Below are 16,279 nucleotides of genomic sequence, written 5' to 3' on the forward strand. Positions count from 1 at the left end.
GCATTACTTGCAGGTGCGTCATCGCCATTACAAGCAGGCCTATAGCTTAGGTTGCTCACTTATTGGTCATCCTGATCACTGGAATTATCATTTCTTCCAGTGAAATGCCGCCATGCTGAAACGTATTTCTGAAAAGATTAACATGGTAGTTGTAATTGTTGGGATATACAAAATACTTATCCTCCTTGGCAAAGATGTAGGAAGAGCTTACATGCGGCTTGGGCAGAAACAACTCATGCGGATTGCGTGTTTCCAGCACATCCTTCTGATTGTAATTCAGGTTCCGTCCATGTTTATACCGAAGGTTGGTGGTGGTATCACGGTCGCCTATCACTTTTGTTGGTTCCTTCACCCGGATCGTTCCATGATCGGTAGTGATCACCAGGTTCACCTTTTTTTCCGAAATGCGTAAAAGGGCGTCCAGCAATGGCGAGTGTTCAAACCAGGAATGCGTGATGGAGCGGTAAGCCGTTTCATCATTCGCCAGTTCCTTCAGTACATCCATCTCCGTTCTTGAATGGGATAAGAGATCCACGAAATTGTACACGATCACATTCAGATCGTTATGGAGCATGTTATAAATATTGTCAGACAGCATTTTGCCGTCATTGAAGTTTGTAATCTTTGTATAACTGAACTTCAGGTTCTTTTTTGTCCGGATGATCTGATCTTCCAGGAAATCTTTTTCGTGCATGTTCTTCCCGCCCTCTTCTTCATCATTCAGCCAGAAATCAGGAAACCGTTTTTCAATTTCCAGCGGCATCATGCCTGCAAACATGGCATTGCGGCTGTAATGCGTGGAAGTAGGCAGAATGCTGTAAAAAGTATCTTCATCCATAAGCCGGAATGATTCGGAGATCGTCGGCTGAATAACCTTCCACTGATCAAACCGAAGGTTGTCAATGAGAATCAAAAAAGTTGGTGTACCGGGTTCGATGAAAGGAAATATCTTTTGCTTGAATAAGTTATGCGACATCGTCGGCGCGTTCTCATCCGGCTTATTCAGCCAGTTCCTGTAATTTTTCACAATGAACTTGCAGAACTCTGTATTCGCTTCCGACTTCTGCATAGCCAGCACATCCCGCATGCCCGCCGTCTTGGATTTGTCAAGCTCCAGCTCCCAGTAAACCAGCTTCCGGTATATATCAGCCCACTCTTCATGATTTAATCCCATGCTGATGCGCGAAAATATCTGCTGGAACTCCTGCTGATAGCTGGAGGTTGTCTTTTCGCTGATGAGCCGCCTGTTATCCAACAGCTTCTTCAGCGTTAAGAGAATCTGTTGAGGCTTCACCGGTTTGATCAGGTAATCACTGATCTGCGAACCTATCGCATCCTCCATCAGGTTTTCCTCTTCGCTTTTGGTTATCATCACCACGGGAATGCTTGGCTGAATGGACTTAATGTCTGTCAGTGTTTCAAGGCCGCTCATGCCGGGCATCTGTTCATCGAGAAAGACAATGTCAAGCACTTCTTCACGGCACTTTTCAATGGCATCTACGCCATTGCTTGCCTCCAGAATGTTGTATCCCTTCTCTCTTAAAAAAAGAATCTGCGGTTTCAGTAATTCAATCTCGTCATCTACCCAAAGGATAGTAGGTTCATTTGCCATGTGATCACGGTTTTAATAAAGTGAGTAAAGAAGCGTAACAGTAGACGATAAGCGATAATCTCAATGGTTTAGCTGCGGGGTCATAAACAGTGATAGCAGCATGTTAAAGAAGTTTCCCCTTCAGTCTTTTAGGAAAACCTGCGGCTTGTGTTTAAATTCATGCCAAATTTCGTACAAAAAACCTGAATTAGTTTGAATAAAAGAAAAATCATAAACGATCCTGTCTACGGTTTTATTACCATTCCTTCAGAATTAATCTTTGACTTGATTGAGCATGCCTATATGCAGCGGTTAGGCCGCATCAAACAACTAGGGCTCACCTATCTTGTTTATCCCGGAGCACAGCATACGAGGCTGCAACATGCTTTGGGCGCCATGCACTTAATGGCGCAGGCGCTGGAAGTGCTTCGTTCAAAAGGCGCTGACATTTCCAATCAGGAAGCAGAGGCAGTTACGATTGCCATCTTGCTGCACGACATAGGGCATGGGCCGTTCTCGCATACTCTGGAGAAATTGCTTATCCGCGGAATCTCACACGAATCATTATCGATCCGAATGATGGAAAACCTGAATAAAGCATTCAATGGCAGCCTCACCCTAGCACTGCAGATATTCCAGGGAAAGTATCACAAACCGTTCCTGCATCAGCTGGTGTCAAGTCAGCTCGATATGGACAGGCTCGACTATCTGAACCGCGACAGCTTTTTCACAGGCGTTGCCGAAGGTGTAATCGGATATGACCGCATCATAAAAATGCTGACGGTGAAAAATAATGAGCTGCTCGTGGAATCGAAGGGCATGTATTCCATTGAAAAGTTTCTCATTTCCCGCAGGTTGATGTATTGGCAGGTCTATCTGCACAAGACAGTCCTCGCAGCCGAACAAATGCTGGTGAAAATTATCAGGCGTGCGCATCAAATTTCATCTTTAAGGAAACTGGAAGCAACGCCGGCTCTTTTATGGTTCCTGGAAAAAAATAGAGATGATTCTTCATGGACTGATCAGGATGAACTGATTGACCGTTTTGCGGAACTGGATGATACCGACATCATCAGCAGTATTAAAATGTGGAAAAATGAAAGTGACCCTGTATTGTCATGGCTTAGCCGGCACTTGCTGTTACGAAAATTATTTAAGATTGAACTGAGCACGAAGCCATTTGACGAAACGTTGATTGCCATGATTAAGGAAAAGGTACAGCAACATAGCAATATCGAAGTGCACGATATTCATTATTTCGTGTTTACCGAAACCACGAGCAATCATGCATATAGTCCGCGGTCAGGCCCTATCAATATTTTATACAAAGATGGCACTGTAAAAGATGTTGCAGACGCTTCTGATTTGCTGAATATTCATGTGCTGGAAGCTCCGGTAGTAAAGTACCTGTTATGTTATCCCAAAGAAATGGCTGAACGCTGATGCAACATCCGTTTCAACCGTTGCTGCAGCCAGCTTTATTTTTCTGACGATTATGTGACAGATCGCATCATTCAATGGATTTGTTAATTAAAAATATCCGTATGTGCTTCATAACACACAAGTTGTAATCATCCGGTTTCATCCGCCTATTGCGCCTGCTCAGCACTTTTCACCTTCAAAACACGCATCAGCCTGATTAATTTCAGGCATTGGAATTCTTTTTGATGACAGCCAGATAAATTCTAAACTTGAACCGTTATGCGCAGAGAAAATGACAGAACAATGGATGCTTTACCGGAAGCATCGGTCTTCCTGATTGCTTTAATATTAGACGGATTTTTTAAGGCTGAAGGTAACCAGGCGCCACCTGTTTATGAGGATCCTCATGTGGCACAGGTGCTGGGTTTTTCTGAAATCTGCTATAACTGACCAAGACTGCCGATGTGAGACAATTATAACTGGTATTGTTCAGGATAATTTCTGATATGCCCTGATCCATCTTTCCGGCAGTTCTTCCCTGCAAGCCATCTGGTAATCATTATAGGAACAGGGAAGCAAATGAAATTTTTTCTGGTTCCGCGGTTTGTTACCGGATGGAACTTCCATCCACCAACGGTCTGATTTTTTGCTTTTCCAGAAATTCATTTCATATTTATTCTCCTTAAAATGTATCGTATATTTTACATAGTCAGCATCCTCCTCTTTCGGGTAGTCTTCTTTACGATGGTAATACCCGTTCATAAAATACCAGATTATATCAGCCGCCAGCTGCACTGACTGCCCGCGCACATCAACCGTGGGATTACAGCCATAAATACCAAACGAATCAAGACGGTCACTCTGCCCGGCATAGCTGGCAAGCTGGCAAGCTTCCTCGGCAAACAGGCCGTTGGGTGAAGCAGTTCTGCTGCCCGGTGAATCGCTGAAACGTATAACTGACATATCGAAACTGAACAGATTGGTGCCGCGCAGTACAGGTTCCATCTCATCCACACCTGACCTTATCTTTCCCAGCCTATAACTGTCGAAATGCAGCTTATCGAGCAATTCAATTGCGGCAGGTGAAGTAAGATGCGTCTGGTAACCGATCTGGCTGAAATTAAAAATATAAGAAGGTTCATAGCTCAGTGTATTCAGCAGAAATCCTTCATCATCCATTTTCGGCTGTTCTTCTTTAAGATCAATTGTATTATCGGCTACGGTTATATTGATCATTTTACCGAGATCATGATAAGCACCAAACTGTCCGAAGGTGAGATCATGACTGCCGCCTATGATAACGGGCATGACCTTAAGATGAATCAGTTCATTAACAACTTTGCTTAAAGCTATGTAAGTGTCCCTGATGGTTTCACCCATTTCAATATTACCGAGGTCGATGATTTTTGCATCATGTGCCAGCTTAGCTCTTGAAAAGAGTTGTTTCCTTATCAGGTCAGGCGCCTCCGCACAACCGTTATTCCTGACAGAACCGCGGTCTTCTTTCACACCGATTAATGCCAGTTGCATTCCTTCAGGATTCAAATCACTGATTACACTTAAACCCAATTGGTTTGCCGCATAGTTTTCACCGGCCAGCAATTCAGCAGGCGCCTGTTGTAGAAACTCCTCAAACATGTGATGTATGTTAATCGCGGTAAAAATAGAAATCTAATACCAAAACAAGCGTGGCGCCGGCTTCTTTCAATTGTTGTGTTTATAAATATCCATGAACGCAGCCTGCAGTGTTACGTTACTTCATCCGGTCTGCCGTTAAATAGTGAAATGGCTATTTTTGACACAAATATCCGCGAATGTCAGCATTCTTTAACCTGGAGATTCTTAATAATTCCTATGAACGTATCGGATGGTTCCTCGTGATCATCCTGTTTGCATTTGTCTTTAGCAGGTACCTGTCAAAAATTTTAAATGATCTCATCTACCGGCTATTGAGCAGGTACACAAGAGAAAGTTATGGCAATCAGTTTCATAAACTGATGGCACAGCCGGTGCAATATCTCGTGCTGCTGCTTATCATCCGCGCTGCCATTGAAACGCTGACCTATCCGGAAAACTGGAAGATTTCTTTGTGGAACCATCCGCTGCAACTGTTGATTGATGAACTGCTCTGGACCATTATTCTGCTCAACTTCACCTGGCTATTCCTGCGTCTTACAGATTATATCGCTTTTATTTTGCGGGAACGTGCTGCACGCACTCTTACAAAATCGGATGATCAGCTTGTTCCTTTTGTGAAGGATGCATTAAAGATCTTTATTGTTGCCAATGCGCTGATTATTTTGCTGGGTGCCATATTTAATTTCGACCTCACTTCCCTGTTGGCAGGCCTTGGCATTGGCGGATTAGCCATTGCATTTGCCGCACAGGAAAGCATCAAGGATATTTTTGGTTCCATTACGGTATTTCTCGATAAACCATTTGTAGTGGGCGATGTCGTGAAAATCGGTGAGGTGGAAGGCAGCATTGAAAAAGTGGGTATCCGCAGCACACGCATCCGCACTGCCAGCCGTACCATTGTAACCGTTCCGAATAAAAAAATGCTGGATTCCAATGTTGACAATCTCACACAACGCGCTCACCGGAGAGTGCGGCAGGTGATTGGCCTGCCTTATGAAACCAGTGCGGAGCAACTGAAAAAAATAATCTTTGAATTAAGAGCGTATTTTAAAAACAGTGCTGACATGAAAGAAGATTATGTTGTCGCATTTGATGATTTTGGAGAAAGCTCCATTAACATAATCATCATCTATTACATTCCATTCACCACTTTTGAAGAACACATGCTTCATAAGGAAATGGTTAATTATGAAATACTGCAGACCGTGGAAAGAAATGGCAGCAGTTTCGCATTCCCGGTAAGGGAAGTAAGGATTGATCCTGACATCATCAGGAAATCTGCATTCAAAGCGGATTAGGCGAATGTACCGTAATCAGCCTGTTTCATTAATCACCTCTCTTAGCGCTTTAAGAATGATGCCACTGTTAAATTCACACCTTGCTGTATATCACTCCGCAGGAAGGCATGATTTACGCGTTGCAGTTTTAACTGCATACACTGCAGCAGGTAGTGGACAATTCAATACTAATCGTCTCTGCTGAATAGAATTAGCAGCTGACTCTTCGAAACTTCTCGCTGCGTCTCAGCATAACCGGATTATCTATGCTATTGCATCTTTAACCTCCCTGAATAATAATTCTTCCGCAAGATTCAGTTTAAGATCGGCCGCATCATACAACACTTCAACACGCAAAGCCTTCAATCCGTGCAAGCCCTGCAATGGCTCAACCTCCAGTCGCTCGATCATCCCGCTGATCCATCCTTTTTCCTGCAGGAATTCAAAGTAACGTTCATATTCTTTCGCTTCCCTTTCCTGCGTATAAATGATTGCGACCTTATGCGGTTGCGTCAGCCGTTCATTACTGCCTTTGATATAAGCTTTATCAATTCGCTTTTTTACAATCTCATAACGGATATTGTATGCCCCTGCAACATCAAATCGTTTTTCGTCCATGCGAAACACAATCGAAAACGGATTGCTGTAGCATAAAATAAGCTGCGTCGTTTCAAGCGGTATAGGAAGTTCAGGTATTAACCTGTGCGTCTCTCTTGCAATGCGCACCATGCTGATCAGCTGCCATAACCGGAAATTCCTGATGAACAACGGATCGAATGTTCCATCCTGCAGGATCGATTGTCCCAGGTAAATGTTGTACTCTACGCCATCAGTTTTATATTTTTCAAAATAATGCGGAAGCAGTTGTTGCGTGAGCGTTTCCTCTTCATCGAGCAAGCCGGCCACGAGGTCATTGATCATCGTCAGGCTCCGCTCAAAATCATGCCGCCTGAAATGATATGCTTCATGCTCAGGATCCACTGCTGTGAAATAATTTTCAACGGCTGTTTTTAAGGTGGTGTTACGCTGCATCATCAGCCGCAGCGTTGGTTCGACTTCCTGTTTCATAAACTCAAGAATGCCGGTTTCATCGCCGGAATCCATACCTGACTGGAGCCGGTCCATAAACTTTGTGGCGCGGAATATCATCTCTTCCAGGATACTGAGCGGAAACAATCTATACGCCTGTAGCATGATCTTATTGGCCGATGTTAAATAATCCATAAGGTCAAGGCGGATGGCTTCATTTCGCTGATCAGAAGAGCCGCGAATGTCAACCTGTCCGTAAATAGGCGTAACATCCTTTAACTCAATCGGAGGCAATTGCACTTCTTCTCCTGTCTTCCCAAGCGAAAACATCTTCAATGCTGCCTGCGCAAATTTCCATTCAACAGAAGGATGAATAGAAGTAAAATGTTTTTTGATGGTGGCCTGTACCTGTGTATCAAAATCCTTGGCTGACCGCTGGAAGACAACAGAAAGAAGCGGCAAAATTTCCTTCAGTTTTAACATCGTCATGAAATTCAGCTCACCTGCATTGGGTGAAGCAATCTCAATAGCACCGATCAGTTCCTCATCCTGGAAGACCGGTACAATGATGATGCTGGCGATGCCCTGTTCCATCAACTCCATTTCTACAGGAGAGATTTCAGGCAGGCTCCCGATATCTTCGACGAGGTATGCATTTTTTTGCTGAACGGCTTTATGGTAAACAGACTGCTCAAAGTGTTTAAATAGCATCCCTGACTTTTCTGCCGGAATCAGGCAATACCAGCTTTCCATGCTGCACATGGTATTTTGGCCGGCATAGCTGAGCATGGGAGCAATGCCAACCTTCAGCTCAGGCACCCTGAAATAACTGCGAAACTTATCCCGGATATCGTTGATGTTTGCAAGAGAGATAATGGCGCCCGTCTGCAGTAAGGAATATTCCAATTGCGAAACCATTTCCCGGTCGGTAATATCCATTACCTTGTACAGTATAAATCCGCTGAATGCAAAAGTATCGGGTGGGAAATTCTTTAACCAGAACTCAGTATCAAAAAAATTATCCTTTAGCGGGCTGAGATCAATTTCACTTAGCGGTTTGGGTTCTTTAAGCGTGGTTACTTTTGCAAACATGGCATTGATCTCCGGCTGATAGTAGCTGATCAACCCTGTAACAGCATCAGACTGCCTGCTCTTCATTACATCCGGCCGCCTGATAGGATAGTGATAATACATTTCAAGGATTGCTACTCCGCAAAAAGTTATCAGCTCCTTCATATCCTTGCTGAGATTCAGTTTCTGCATGTCCCAGACGCCGTTTGCAGATGCAGGAAACATTTTATTAAACTGCGGAGAGCCATACACGGTAACCGGCTGAAACGGAACAAGGATACCGGCGGTATAATTGTTCATGAGAGAAGTAGGCAGTACGGTGGAGAGTAATAAGTCTACTTCCTTTCTGTAACGGGAAACCACGTTCAAGTCTTCAATAGGCGAGGTTAAGGCAGGAATAGCCTTCACCGTTTTCAGAATCTGTTCAATGAAGGGAGCTTCAAGGTTGCCGGTATCTGCCGCCTGCTCTTCCAGCTTGCTGATGAGTGACTCAAAGCTGAGCGTCGACCGGTAGGGAAATCCCGAACGGCTGACATTTTCCGTAAATCCTGCTTTAACCGAAGCATCTTTACTTTTCATGGTATCGCATTAATTGAATAAAATTAAATAAAGATTTAATTCAAACCCACACCGGCCCGAACGGTGCCGCTCCACTGCCTCAACAATGACGATACTCACTTCTTAGTATTTTACAGGCAGGCGGGTTATTGTCGCTTTTTTAAGCATCGAGCAACATTTATTTGCCATCGCGTATAGCAGATGCAGCTATTAATAATATAAGTCACCTGGTCTTGTCGCTCCGTTGTATGGTTGGCTGATAGAAAGCATTTTCCGGTTTCACTGACCGTATTAATTCAACAGACTATATAGCGGAGTGCTGAACTTCATCGTCATAACAAATCAGTGGCAATGTGCTGATCAAAAAATTAAATTCTTGTCCCCTTCCCTACACTTATCGCCGAACCTTCCGCCATAAATACAGAAAGTGGTTTTGCGTTATTCAGAAAAGCAAAATCATTCCCATACAGCTCACTGAAGCGGCAGTCAACCGAATATTCATCAACAGGGAAATAATTCCATTTCGGATGCTCGACTTTGTATTCGGTAGTCCGGCTTGCACTCACCCTGTTGTAGCCCCAGTAATGTTCGGTTATGAATTCCTCCGAACTTCCGGCTTGCATGGCAACCGGCATCTTTGCGGTAGAAATGCCCATTTCATTCCATGCTCCTTTATGTTTCCAGCCGTATCGTACACTTAAAGTTGTTCCATTCTTAACCTCATGGCGCATGGGCATAACCGAATAACGCTCGCTGTATAAATTGTTGGCGACAAAGGCTATGGCATGTTTTGGAACGATCTCCCTGACGAATACTACTCCTCTCCGCCATTCACCATTCACTTTTCGCTTCACATAAAACCGGAGATTCACCTCTTCAAAATTTATATGAAAGGGAATCTTTACCCCTAATACTTTTGTATGCTGAAACATAAAGCCTACAAGACTTACATAGTGTGTATCCTTATACGTATCAGGGATAGTATGCGCCGGTAAATAAGGGAGCAAGACAGAAGGATCAGTTGCATAGTTGAACATAATGAGGTTTTTCCATTCGGCGGTGAGAAAAGGATTGATCATAATTCGAATGATTTACTCACTATGAAACAGCATGCTGTTCAGAATGTTTGCAGGATGCAGATTTGAAAACAGCACGATGTTCCGGTAAGTTAAATACGTAACCGAACCCATTATAACCATGCGGTCGCATAGTAGATAATTGCTGCTACCAGCATAGAGACAGGAATTGTAATAACCCAGGCCCACAATAATTTTCTTGTCACTCCCCAGCGTACTGCGGATACTCTTTTCCGTATGCCGGTGCCGATAATTGACCCCGTAATGGTGTGTGTGGTGCTCACCGGTATTCCCATTTGAGCAGTAGAAAACAAGGTGATGGCGCCTGCGGTTTCGGCTGCAAATCCCTCAAACGGAGTAAGATGGGTAATACGCTGGCCCATTGTTTTAACAATCCGCCAGCCACCCATCATCGTACCTATTGCCATTGCACTCTGGCAGGAAATAACCACCCAAAACGGAATTGCGTCATTAGATGTTAGATGCCCTGCGGCTATCAGGGCAGCAAAGATGATTCCCATCACTTTCTGTGCATCATTGGCGCCATGGCCTAAACTGTAGGCCGCCGCGGATACCAGTTGCAACCGTCTGAAAACGTTATCAACCTTATGCGGTACAAAGGAGCGGCAGAGATGTGAAAGCAGAACCGACAATACCAGTGACATGATCATGCCGATGACCGGCGCGAGGAAGATAAAACTGATGATACGAAACAATTCGCTGCTGAATATTGCAGTGAAGCCTGCCTTGGCAATGGCAGCGCCTGCAAATCCGCCTACCAGCGTGTGCGATGAGCTGGACGGAATCCCGTAATACCAGGTCAGCAGGTTCCAGGCGATGGCTGCTATCAGGCCACTCAGTATCACATGCAGTGTTACAACATCGGGATGAACTATTCCTTTTCCCACCGTGGTGGCAACATGCAGCCCAAAAACCAGGAATGCGATGAAATTGAAAAATGCTGCCCAGATAACAGCCAGGCCGGGTGTCAGTACCTTGGTGGAAACTATGGTAGCTATTGAATTGGCTGCATCGTGAAAACCATTGATGATATCAAAGACAAGCGCAAGGATAATCACCACAATAAGTAAAGTCATAAAAGGATGGAGCGTTGAACGGATGATATGGATTTCATGCAACCTTCACGATAATGGACTCGAGCACATTGGCAACATCTTCCGCCTTATCGGTGGCGGTTTCAAGCGCTGAAAGGATTTCTTTCATCTTAATGAGTTCTACGGCATTCTTTTCTTCTTCAAAGAGCCTGGCTACAGCATTGTCGAAAATGTTATCGGCGTGGTTTTCAATACTGTTGATACGGACGCATGCATCGGTAATCTTACGCAGGTTCTTCAGGTTCTTCAGTTCCATCACCGCAATATTTATTTCCTGCGCACTGGTCAGTATCAGTTCCGTTAACTTAATGATGTCGGGCGTGAATTGTGTAATCTTGTAAAGCTCCATCCGTTTCGATGCCCCATGCACATAATCCAGCACATCGTCGATACAACTGATGAGGCGGTGAATGTCTTCACGGTCAAATGGGGTTATAAAATTTTTTCCCAGCTCATTAAAAATCTCATGGGCTATTTCATCGCCGACATGTTCCAGTTTTTCAACCTGTCTCATATGCGTAATTCTGTCATCAGTTGAATTAGAGGTAACCGTCAGGTTGAGCTGTTCTGCGCAAAGTTTCAGGTTGGCTGCAGCCTTTTCAAACAATGGGTAAAAGCTTTTATCGCGTGGCACAAAAAAGCTGATGAAGTTATTGATGGTCATGAAAATCAGTTATGAATAATGGGAATTTAACAGCTCTTAATAACAGCGGTAAATATAGGAGAATGAATTAACAATAAGTTAATACCTGTATGACTGTTAACGCTTTTTGACTGATTATCAAAGCTATCAGTGCCCACTATTGCTTTATTCAGCAGCCGCCAGCGATTTGATATATTAAATTATAGTTACCAAATCATTAATGAAATAACGATTTCGTAACACCTCATTCTCAGGGTACCCGGTTGCCCTGTTTAGCTTTGCAGGGTCAAATACGGATCGATATTAATACGATTGATTTCACCACTTCACTATTAAAATCCTCATTCAACATGAAAAAATTTCTGTTGCCAGTTTCTTTAATTGCCCTCTTTGCTGCCTGCAATAATGCGGATAAACAAAGCGCTGATGAATCATCAGCCAAGCAGCAAACCATTGTAAAAGTAGATGGTTCAAGCACCGTTTACCCTATTACAGAAGCCGTAGCTGAAGACTATAAAGCCACGAATCCTGATCTGCAGATTACGATCGGCATTGCCGGCACCGGTGGTGGCATGAAAAAGTTCACCGCGGGCGAAATAGATATCTGCAATGCATCGCGGCCTATGAAAAAGGAAGAGATGGATATATGTGCATCGAAAAATATCAGGTTCGTGGAGTTGCCGATTGCCTATGACGGCCTGGCGGTGACCGTGAATCCGAAAAATACATGGGTAGATAAACTCACGGTAGCAGAACTGAAAGCGATCTGGGAATCTGCAGCACAGGGTAAAATCAATAACTGGAAACAGGTGAGAAAAGGATTTCCGGATAAGCCACTCAAGCTGTTCGGCCCGGGCACTGACAGCGGCACATTCGATTATTTTACCGAGGCAGTGATCGGTAAAAAGGGCGACAGCCGTGGTGATTATACGGCTTCTGAAGATGACAATGTGCTGGTGCAGGGAGTTTCTGCTGATGAAGGGGCACTCGGATATTTTGGTCTGGCTTATTATGAAGAGAATGCATCAAAGCTCAAACTCATTCCGATTGATGATGGTAATGAGAGTAATGGTGCCGGTGCCATATTACCGTCCATTGAAACCGTACAGAATGGCACCTACGCGCCGCTATCAAGAGTATTGCTCATCTACGCCAATACTGCTGCCGAAGGCAAAAAGGAAGTGAAAGACTTTCTGAATTTTTATATTCAGAATGCCGGTAAACTTTCGAAAGAAGTGGGCTATATTCCTCTCCAGGAAAATCTTTATTCCATGGTGTCCGATCGCCTGCAGCATGATGTTACGGGTTCCATTTATCCGGATGGCAAGGAAGTCGGCAGCAAACTGGAAGATTTGCTTAAAAGCGCCACCACAACGCACTGATACCTGGGATAAATGATTATAACATGCTTGAATCGATGACCATCGACAACACTGAAACGGGCACAGAGAAAAGTGCCCGTTTCGGATTTAACCGGCGCGACTATGTCTATCTTCGGGAGCGCATTATTCAGTTTATTCTCCTGCTGTGCGCTTTGGTTTCCATCTTTACTACCATCGGCATCATCCTGGTGCTTTTGCTGCAAACCCTCGATTTTTTCAGCGAGGTTTCATTATGGGATTTTTTAACAGACCCGCAATGGACACCGCTTTTTGCTGACCGTCACTTCGGAATTCTCCCGCTGCTCTCCGGCACCCTGCTCTCTTCTGCCATTGCTTTGTCGGTAAGTGTGCCGCTCGGTCTCATCATTGCCATTTACCTGAGCGAGTACGCAGCGGGCCCGGTCAGGAAAACCGTGAAACCCTTCCTGGAGATTCTCGCCGGCATACCAACCATCGTCTATGGTTATTTCGCGCTGATCACGGTTACTCCCATGCTGCAGAAAATATTTCCGACCATCGCCGGCTTCAACGCCTTATCGCCCGGTATTGTAATGGGCATCATGATTTTGCCGCTGGTAACTTCGCTGAGTGAAGATGCATTGCGCGCCGTGCCCAAAAGTCTCCGTGAAGGCGGCTATGCACTAGGCGCTTCCAAATTGCAGGTATCGCTGGCTATAGTTTTTCCTTCCGCTTTCTCCGGCATAATTGCTTCAGTGATCCTCGCTTTCTCCCGTGCAATCGGAGAAACAATGATTGTGGCCATAGCAGCCGGGCAATCCACGGTGCCGAATATTAATCCGCTGAATCCGGTATCCACCATGACGGCGTATATCGTGCAGGTAAGCCAGGGAGATACGCCGTACGGAACACTTGCTTACAATACCATTTTCGCAGTTGCAATTACCCTGTTCCTGTTCACATTCATGCTCAATATCATCAGCTTCAGAATCAGGAAAAGATTCCTCGCTGTTGGAGGAGACTAAGTTATGCATCACAATATATGACACCATTTGAACGACATGCGCTGATACAAAGAACCAAGAACGCCACGTTCCAGGTATTTGCCATTATCGGTTTGCTGCTTGCCGTAAGCGTCCTCTTTATGTTGCTTGCCAATGTGCTGAAGGACGGGTTATTCAGGTTAGACTGGTCATTCATCACGAGTTATCCATCCAGGCGTGCGGAAGCGGCAGGCATTATTCCCGGACTGGTGGGCACATTGCTGTTGGTGCTGCTCACCGCTCTCATTGCTATTCCCATCGGCATTGGCGCTGCCATTTATCTGGAAGAATATGGACGGAAGAACTGGCTCGGGCGACTCATTGAAATCAATATTGCCAATCTTGCCGGAGTACCTTCAATCGTTTACGGATTGCTTGGGCTTGGCTTGTTTGTGCGATGGATGCAACTTGACCGCAGCCTGCTTGCCGGTGCACTGACCATGGCATTATTGATTATGCCAGTAATTATTATCTCCACACGCGAAGCGATCAAAGCGGTGCCGGCGGGTGTACGTGAAGCATCCTGGGCCGTAGGTGCAACCCGCTGGCAAACCATCTGGCATCATTTATTGCCGATTTCCTTTCCATCGATACTTACCGGAATCATCCTTGCCGTTTCGCGTGCTATCGGCGAAACAGCGCCTATGATTACAATAGGCGCCTTAACCTATGTCACATTCCTGCCTTCTGACGTACATTCGCCGTTCACCGTATTGCCTATACAGATATTCAACTGGGTATCGCGTCCGCAACAGGCATTCCATGAAAATGCAGCGGCCGGCATCATTGTATTGCTGATTTTTACCTTGTTCCTGAATTCAATGGCCATTATCCTCAGAAACCGCTTCAGTAAATAACCGATGTATAAAGTAGAAACAAGGAACCTGAACCTTCATTATGGTGCAACCCATGCGCTGAAAAATGTGACCATGGGTATTGAGGAGAAGAAAGTGGTGGCGATGATTGGCCCTTCCGGTTGCGGCAAATCAACCTACCTGCGCCTCTTCAACAGGATGAATGACATGATCGACAATGTGAAGATTGATGGTGAAGTACTGTTCAATGGAAAAAATATTTATGACAGTGGCATAAGGGTGGAAGAAATACGGAAGAAAATCGGCATGGTATTTCAAAAACCCAATCCCTTCCCGAAATCAATTTTTGAAAATGTCGCTTATGGATTAAGGGTGAATGGCATCACCAATAAAAAATTCATTGAAGAGTCGGTGGAACGTTCCCTCCGCCATGCTGCGTTGTGGGAGGAAGTGAAGGATGATCTGAAAAAATCTGCGTTGTCAATCTCAGGCGGACAGCAACAAAGGTTATGTATCGCAAGGGCTTTGGCGGTGGAACCGTCCGTAATCCTGATGGACGAACCTTGTTCTGCCCTTGACCCGATCAGCAATGCCAAAATTGAAGAACTGATCTATGAACTGAAGAAGCAGTACACCATCATCATTGTAACACACAATATGCAACAGGCTGCCAGGGTGAGCGACCGTACCGCATTTTTCTACCTGGGAGAATTGATTGAATACAACGACACGAAAGAAATCTTTACCAATCCAAGAAATGAACGTACCCAGAATTACATCACGGGAAGATTCGGATAAAACCATCCACTGTTAAAAAAAAGATAACATACCACGGAGGAGTGGTATAGATGCTTCGCATTAACTTCCATCTGGTGAATCAGCTGAAACACTGTAACACCTGGTGATTCAAAACAACTGAAGAACAACAAACCATGCCAAACGAAGAATTGACAACCCGGAAAACCACCCACCTCGATGCTGAACTGGACCGGCTGAAAGGCCAGATTGAAGAGATGGGAACACTGGTGCAGAATCAACTGAAGAAAAGCATACTGGCCATCACAAAACTCAATAAGGAAATTGCGCGCGAAGTAATCTTCCAGGAACGCAGGGTAAATGCGGAGGAATTGAAAATTGACCGCGACTGCGAAAACATCATGGCACTCTTTAATCCCGTTGCCATAGACCTGCGGCTGGTTTTTGCTTCTTTCAAAATCAACAGCCACCTCGAACGTATCGGTGACAACGCAAAAGGCATTGCACGCTATGCCGTGCAGATTGAACAACCCTATGATGCCAAGTTGCTGGAAAACCTGCGGATCATGAAGATGTATGAGATAGCAGATGCAATGATCAGCGATAACCTGCTGGCATTCGCCAAATCAAATGCGTTACTGGCCAGGAACATCTTCAGCAAGGATGAACTGATGGATGAAATCAACAAGAGCGCCGACCAGGTGATCGCTGATTACCTGAAGTATCATCCTGAAGAAGTGGTGAACGCGCTACATATCGCATCGGTCATACACAAGCTGGAGCGCATCGGTGATCTGAATAAAAACATCGCTGAAGAAATCATCTTCTTCGTGGAAGCGAATGTGTTGAAACATGAAAAAGAAAAAATCTGATGATGTTCACGCTTGGTAATCCGACACCGCTTC

The 16,279-nt window shown here is 44.8% G+C and carries 14 protein-coding genes; 8 read left to right on the plus strand and 6 right to left on the minus strand.

Going from position 1 to position 16,279, the window contains the following annotated elements:
- Positions 1-55: 55 nt before the first annotated feature.
- Positions 56-1,612: a PglZ domain-containing protein gene (locus K1X61_01205; GenBank protein MBX7107240.1), complete on the minus strand. Its 1,557-nt coding sequence runs from the start codon at positions 1,610-1,612 to the stop codon at positions 56-58.
- 186 nt (positions 1,613-1,798) lie between these two features.
- On the opposite strand from K1X61_01205, the gene K1X61_01210 reads away from it, so the two are divergent.
- Both K1X61_01210 and K1X61_01215 read left to right on the plus strand, forming a co-directional pair.
- The gene (locus K1X61_01210; protein ID MBX7107241.1) at positions 1,799-3,034 is read left to right on the plus strand and encodes an HD domain-containing protein; all 1,236 of its coding nucleotides are present in this window, start codon (positions 1,799-1,801) and stop codon (positions 3,032-3,034) included.
- Positions 3,035-3,292: 258 nt separating this feature from the next.
- Complete coding sequence (locus K1X61_01215; GenBank protein MBX7107242.1) at positions 3,293-3,463, plus strand: hypothetical protein; 171 nt, start codon at positions 3,293-3,295, stop codon at positions 3,461-3,463.
- A 39-nt stretch (positions 3,464-3,502) separates the two neighbouring features.
- Here the strand turns inward: K1X61_01215 and K1X61_01220 are convergent, their stop codons facing one another.
- On the minus strand, positions 3,503-4,651 hold the full coding sequence (locus tag K1X61_01220) for a formimidoylglutamase (protein MBX7107243.1): 1,149 nt from the start codon (positions 4,649-4,651) through the stop codon (positions 3,503-3,505).
- Between the two features lie 176 nt (positions 4,652-4,827).
- On the opposite strand from K1X61_01220, the gene K1X61_01225 reads away from it, so the two are divergent.
- Positions 4,828-5,949, plus strand: a complete 1,122-nt coding sequence (locus K1X61_01225) for a mechanosensitive ion channel family protein (protein ID MBX7107244.1) — start codon at positions 4,828-4,830, stop codon at positions 5,947-5,949.
- A gap of 243 nt (positions 5,950-6,192) precedes the next feature.
- Here K1X61_01225 and K1X61_01230 read toward each other — a convergent pair whose 3' ends face one another.
- The 4 genes from K1X61_01230 to K1X61_01245 form a co-directional block, all read right to left on the minus strand.
- Entirely contained in the window at positions 6,193-8,607 is a 2,415-nt protein-coding gene (locus K1X61_01230; protein ID MBX7107245.1) for a GAF domain-containing protein, read from the minus strand.
- A gap of 347 nt (positions 8,608-8,954) precedes the next feature.
- Positions 8,955-9,665: a DUF2071 domain-containing protein gene (locus K1X61_01235; GenBank protein MBX7107246.1), complete on the minus strand. Its 711-nt coding sequence runs from the start codon at positions 9,663-9,665 to the stop codon at positions 8,955-8,957.
- Positions 9,666-9,775: 110 nt separating this feature from the next.
- Positions 9,776-10,759, minus strand: a complete 984-nt coding sequence (locus K1X61_01240) for an inorganic phosphate transporter (GenBank protein MBX7107247.1) — start codon at positions 10,757-10,759, stop codon at positions 9,776-9,778.
- A gap of 34 nt (positions 10,760-10,793) precedes the next feature.
- Complete coding sequence (locus tag K1X61_01245) at positions 10,794-11,441, minus strand: DUF47 family protein (protein MBX7107248.1); 648 nt, start codon at positions 11,439-11,441, stop codon at positions 10,794-10,796.
- A 329-nt stretch (positions 11,442-11,770) separates the two neighbouring features.
- Here K1X61_01245 and K1X61_01250 point away from each other — a divergent pair, with 329 nt between their 5' ends.
- The 5 genes from K1X61_01250 (at position 11,771) to phoU (ending at position 16,246) form a co-directional block, all read left to right on the plus strand.
- The gene (locus K1X61_01250) at positions 11,771-12,802 is read left to right on the plus strand and encodes a PstS family phosphate ABC transporter substrate-binding protein (protein MBX7107249.1); all 1,032 of its coding nucleotides are present in this window, start codon (positions 11,771-11,773) and stop codon (positions 12,800-12,802) included.
- 23 nt (positions 12,803-12,825) lie between these two features.
- Positions 12,826-13,785 (plus strand): phosphate ABC transporter permease subunit PstC, encoded by a 960-nt coding sequence (gene pstC, locus K1X61_01255; GenBank protein ID MBX7107250.1) that lies wholly within the window; start codon positions 12,826-12,828, stop codon positions 13,783-13,785.
- Between the two features lie 17 nt (positions 13,786-13,802).
- Positions 13,803-14,660: a phosphate ABC transporter permease PstA gene (pstA, locus tag K1X61_01260; GenBank protein MBX7107251.1), complete on the plus strand. Its 858-nt coding sequence runs from the start codon at positions 13,803-13,805 to the stop codon at positions 14,658-14,660.
- A 3-nt stretch (positions 14,661-14,663) separates the two neighbouring features.
- The gene (pstB, locus tag K1X61_01265; protein MBX7107252.1) at positions 14,664-15,416 is read left to right on the plus strand and encodes a phosphate ABC transporter ATP-binding protein PstB; all 753 of its coding nucleotides are present in this window, start codon (positions 14,664-14,666) and stop codon (positions 15,414-15,416) included.
- Positions 15,417-15,550: 134 nt separating this feature from the next.
- A complete protein-coding gene (gene phoU, locus K1X61_01270; GenBank protein ID MBX7107253.1) occupies positions 15,551-16,246 on the plus strand; it encodes a phosphate signaling complex protein PhoU in 696 nt (231 codons plus the stop codon).
- Positions 16,247-16,279 lie beyond the last annotated feature (33 nt).

Source organism: Chitinophagales bacterium (genome assembly GCA_019694975.1).
Classification (GTDB): Bacteria; Bacteroidota; Bacteroidia; order Chitinophagales; family UBA10324; genus JACCZZ01.

What these genes read in the sequence shown, in the direction of transcription:
- K1X61_01240 (MBX7107247.1), bottom strand. Translation starts at nt 10,759, where the DNA reads ATGACTTTACTTATTGTGGTGATTATCCTTGCGCTTGTCTTTGATATC.
- pstA (MBX7107251.1), top strand. Translation starts at nt 13,803, where the DNA reads ATGACACCATTTGAACGACATGCGCTGATACAAAGAACCAAGAACGCC.
- K1X61_01230 (MBX7107245.1), bottom strand. Translation starts at nt 8,607, where the DNA reads ATGAAAAGTAAAGATGCTTCGGTTAAAGCAGGATTTACGGAAAATGTC.
- K1X61_01215 (MBX7107242.1), top strand. Translation starts at nt 3,293, where the DNA reads ATGCGCAGAGAAAATGACAGAACAATGGATGCTTTACCGGAAGCATCG.
- pstB (MBX7107252.1), top strand. Translation starts at nt 14,664, where the DNA reads ATGTATAAAGTAGAAACAAGGAACCTGAACCTTCATTATGGTGCAACC.
- pstC (MBX7107250.1), top strand. Translation starts at nt 12,826, where the DNA reads ATGCTTGAATCGATGACCATCGACAACACTGAAACGGGCACAGAGAAA.
- K1X61_01235 (MBX7107246.1), bottom strand. Translation starts at nt 9,665, where the DNA reads ATGATCAATCCTTTTCTCACCGCCGAATGGAAAAACCTCATTATGTTC.
- K1X61_01245 (MBX7107248.1), bottom strand. Translation starts at nt 11,441, where the DNA reads ATGACCATCAATAACTTCATCAGCTTTTTTGTGCCACGCGATAAAAGC.
- K1X61_01220 (MBX7107243.1), bottom strand. Translation starts at nt 4,651, where the DNA reads ATGTTTGAGGAGTTTCTACAACAGGCGCCTGCTGAATTGCTGGCCGGT.
- K1X61_01205 (MBX7107240.1), bottom strand. Translation starts at nt 1,612, where the DNA reads ATGGCAAATGAACCTACTATCCTTTGGGTAGATGACGAGATTGAATTA.
- K1X61_01225 (MBX7107244.1), top strand. Translation starts at nt 4,828, where the DNA reads ATGTCAGCATTCTTTAACCTGGAGATTCTTAATAATTCCTATGAACGT.
- K1X61_01250 (MBX7107249.1), top strand. Translation starts at nt 11,771, where the DNA reads ATGAAAAAATTTCTGTTGCCAGTTTCTTTAATTGCCCTCTTTGCTGCC.
- phoU (MBX7107253.1), top strand. Translation starts at nt 15,551, where the DNA reads ATGCCAAACGAAGAATTGACAACCCGGAAAACCACCCACCTCGATGCT.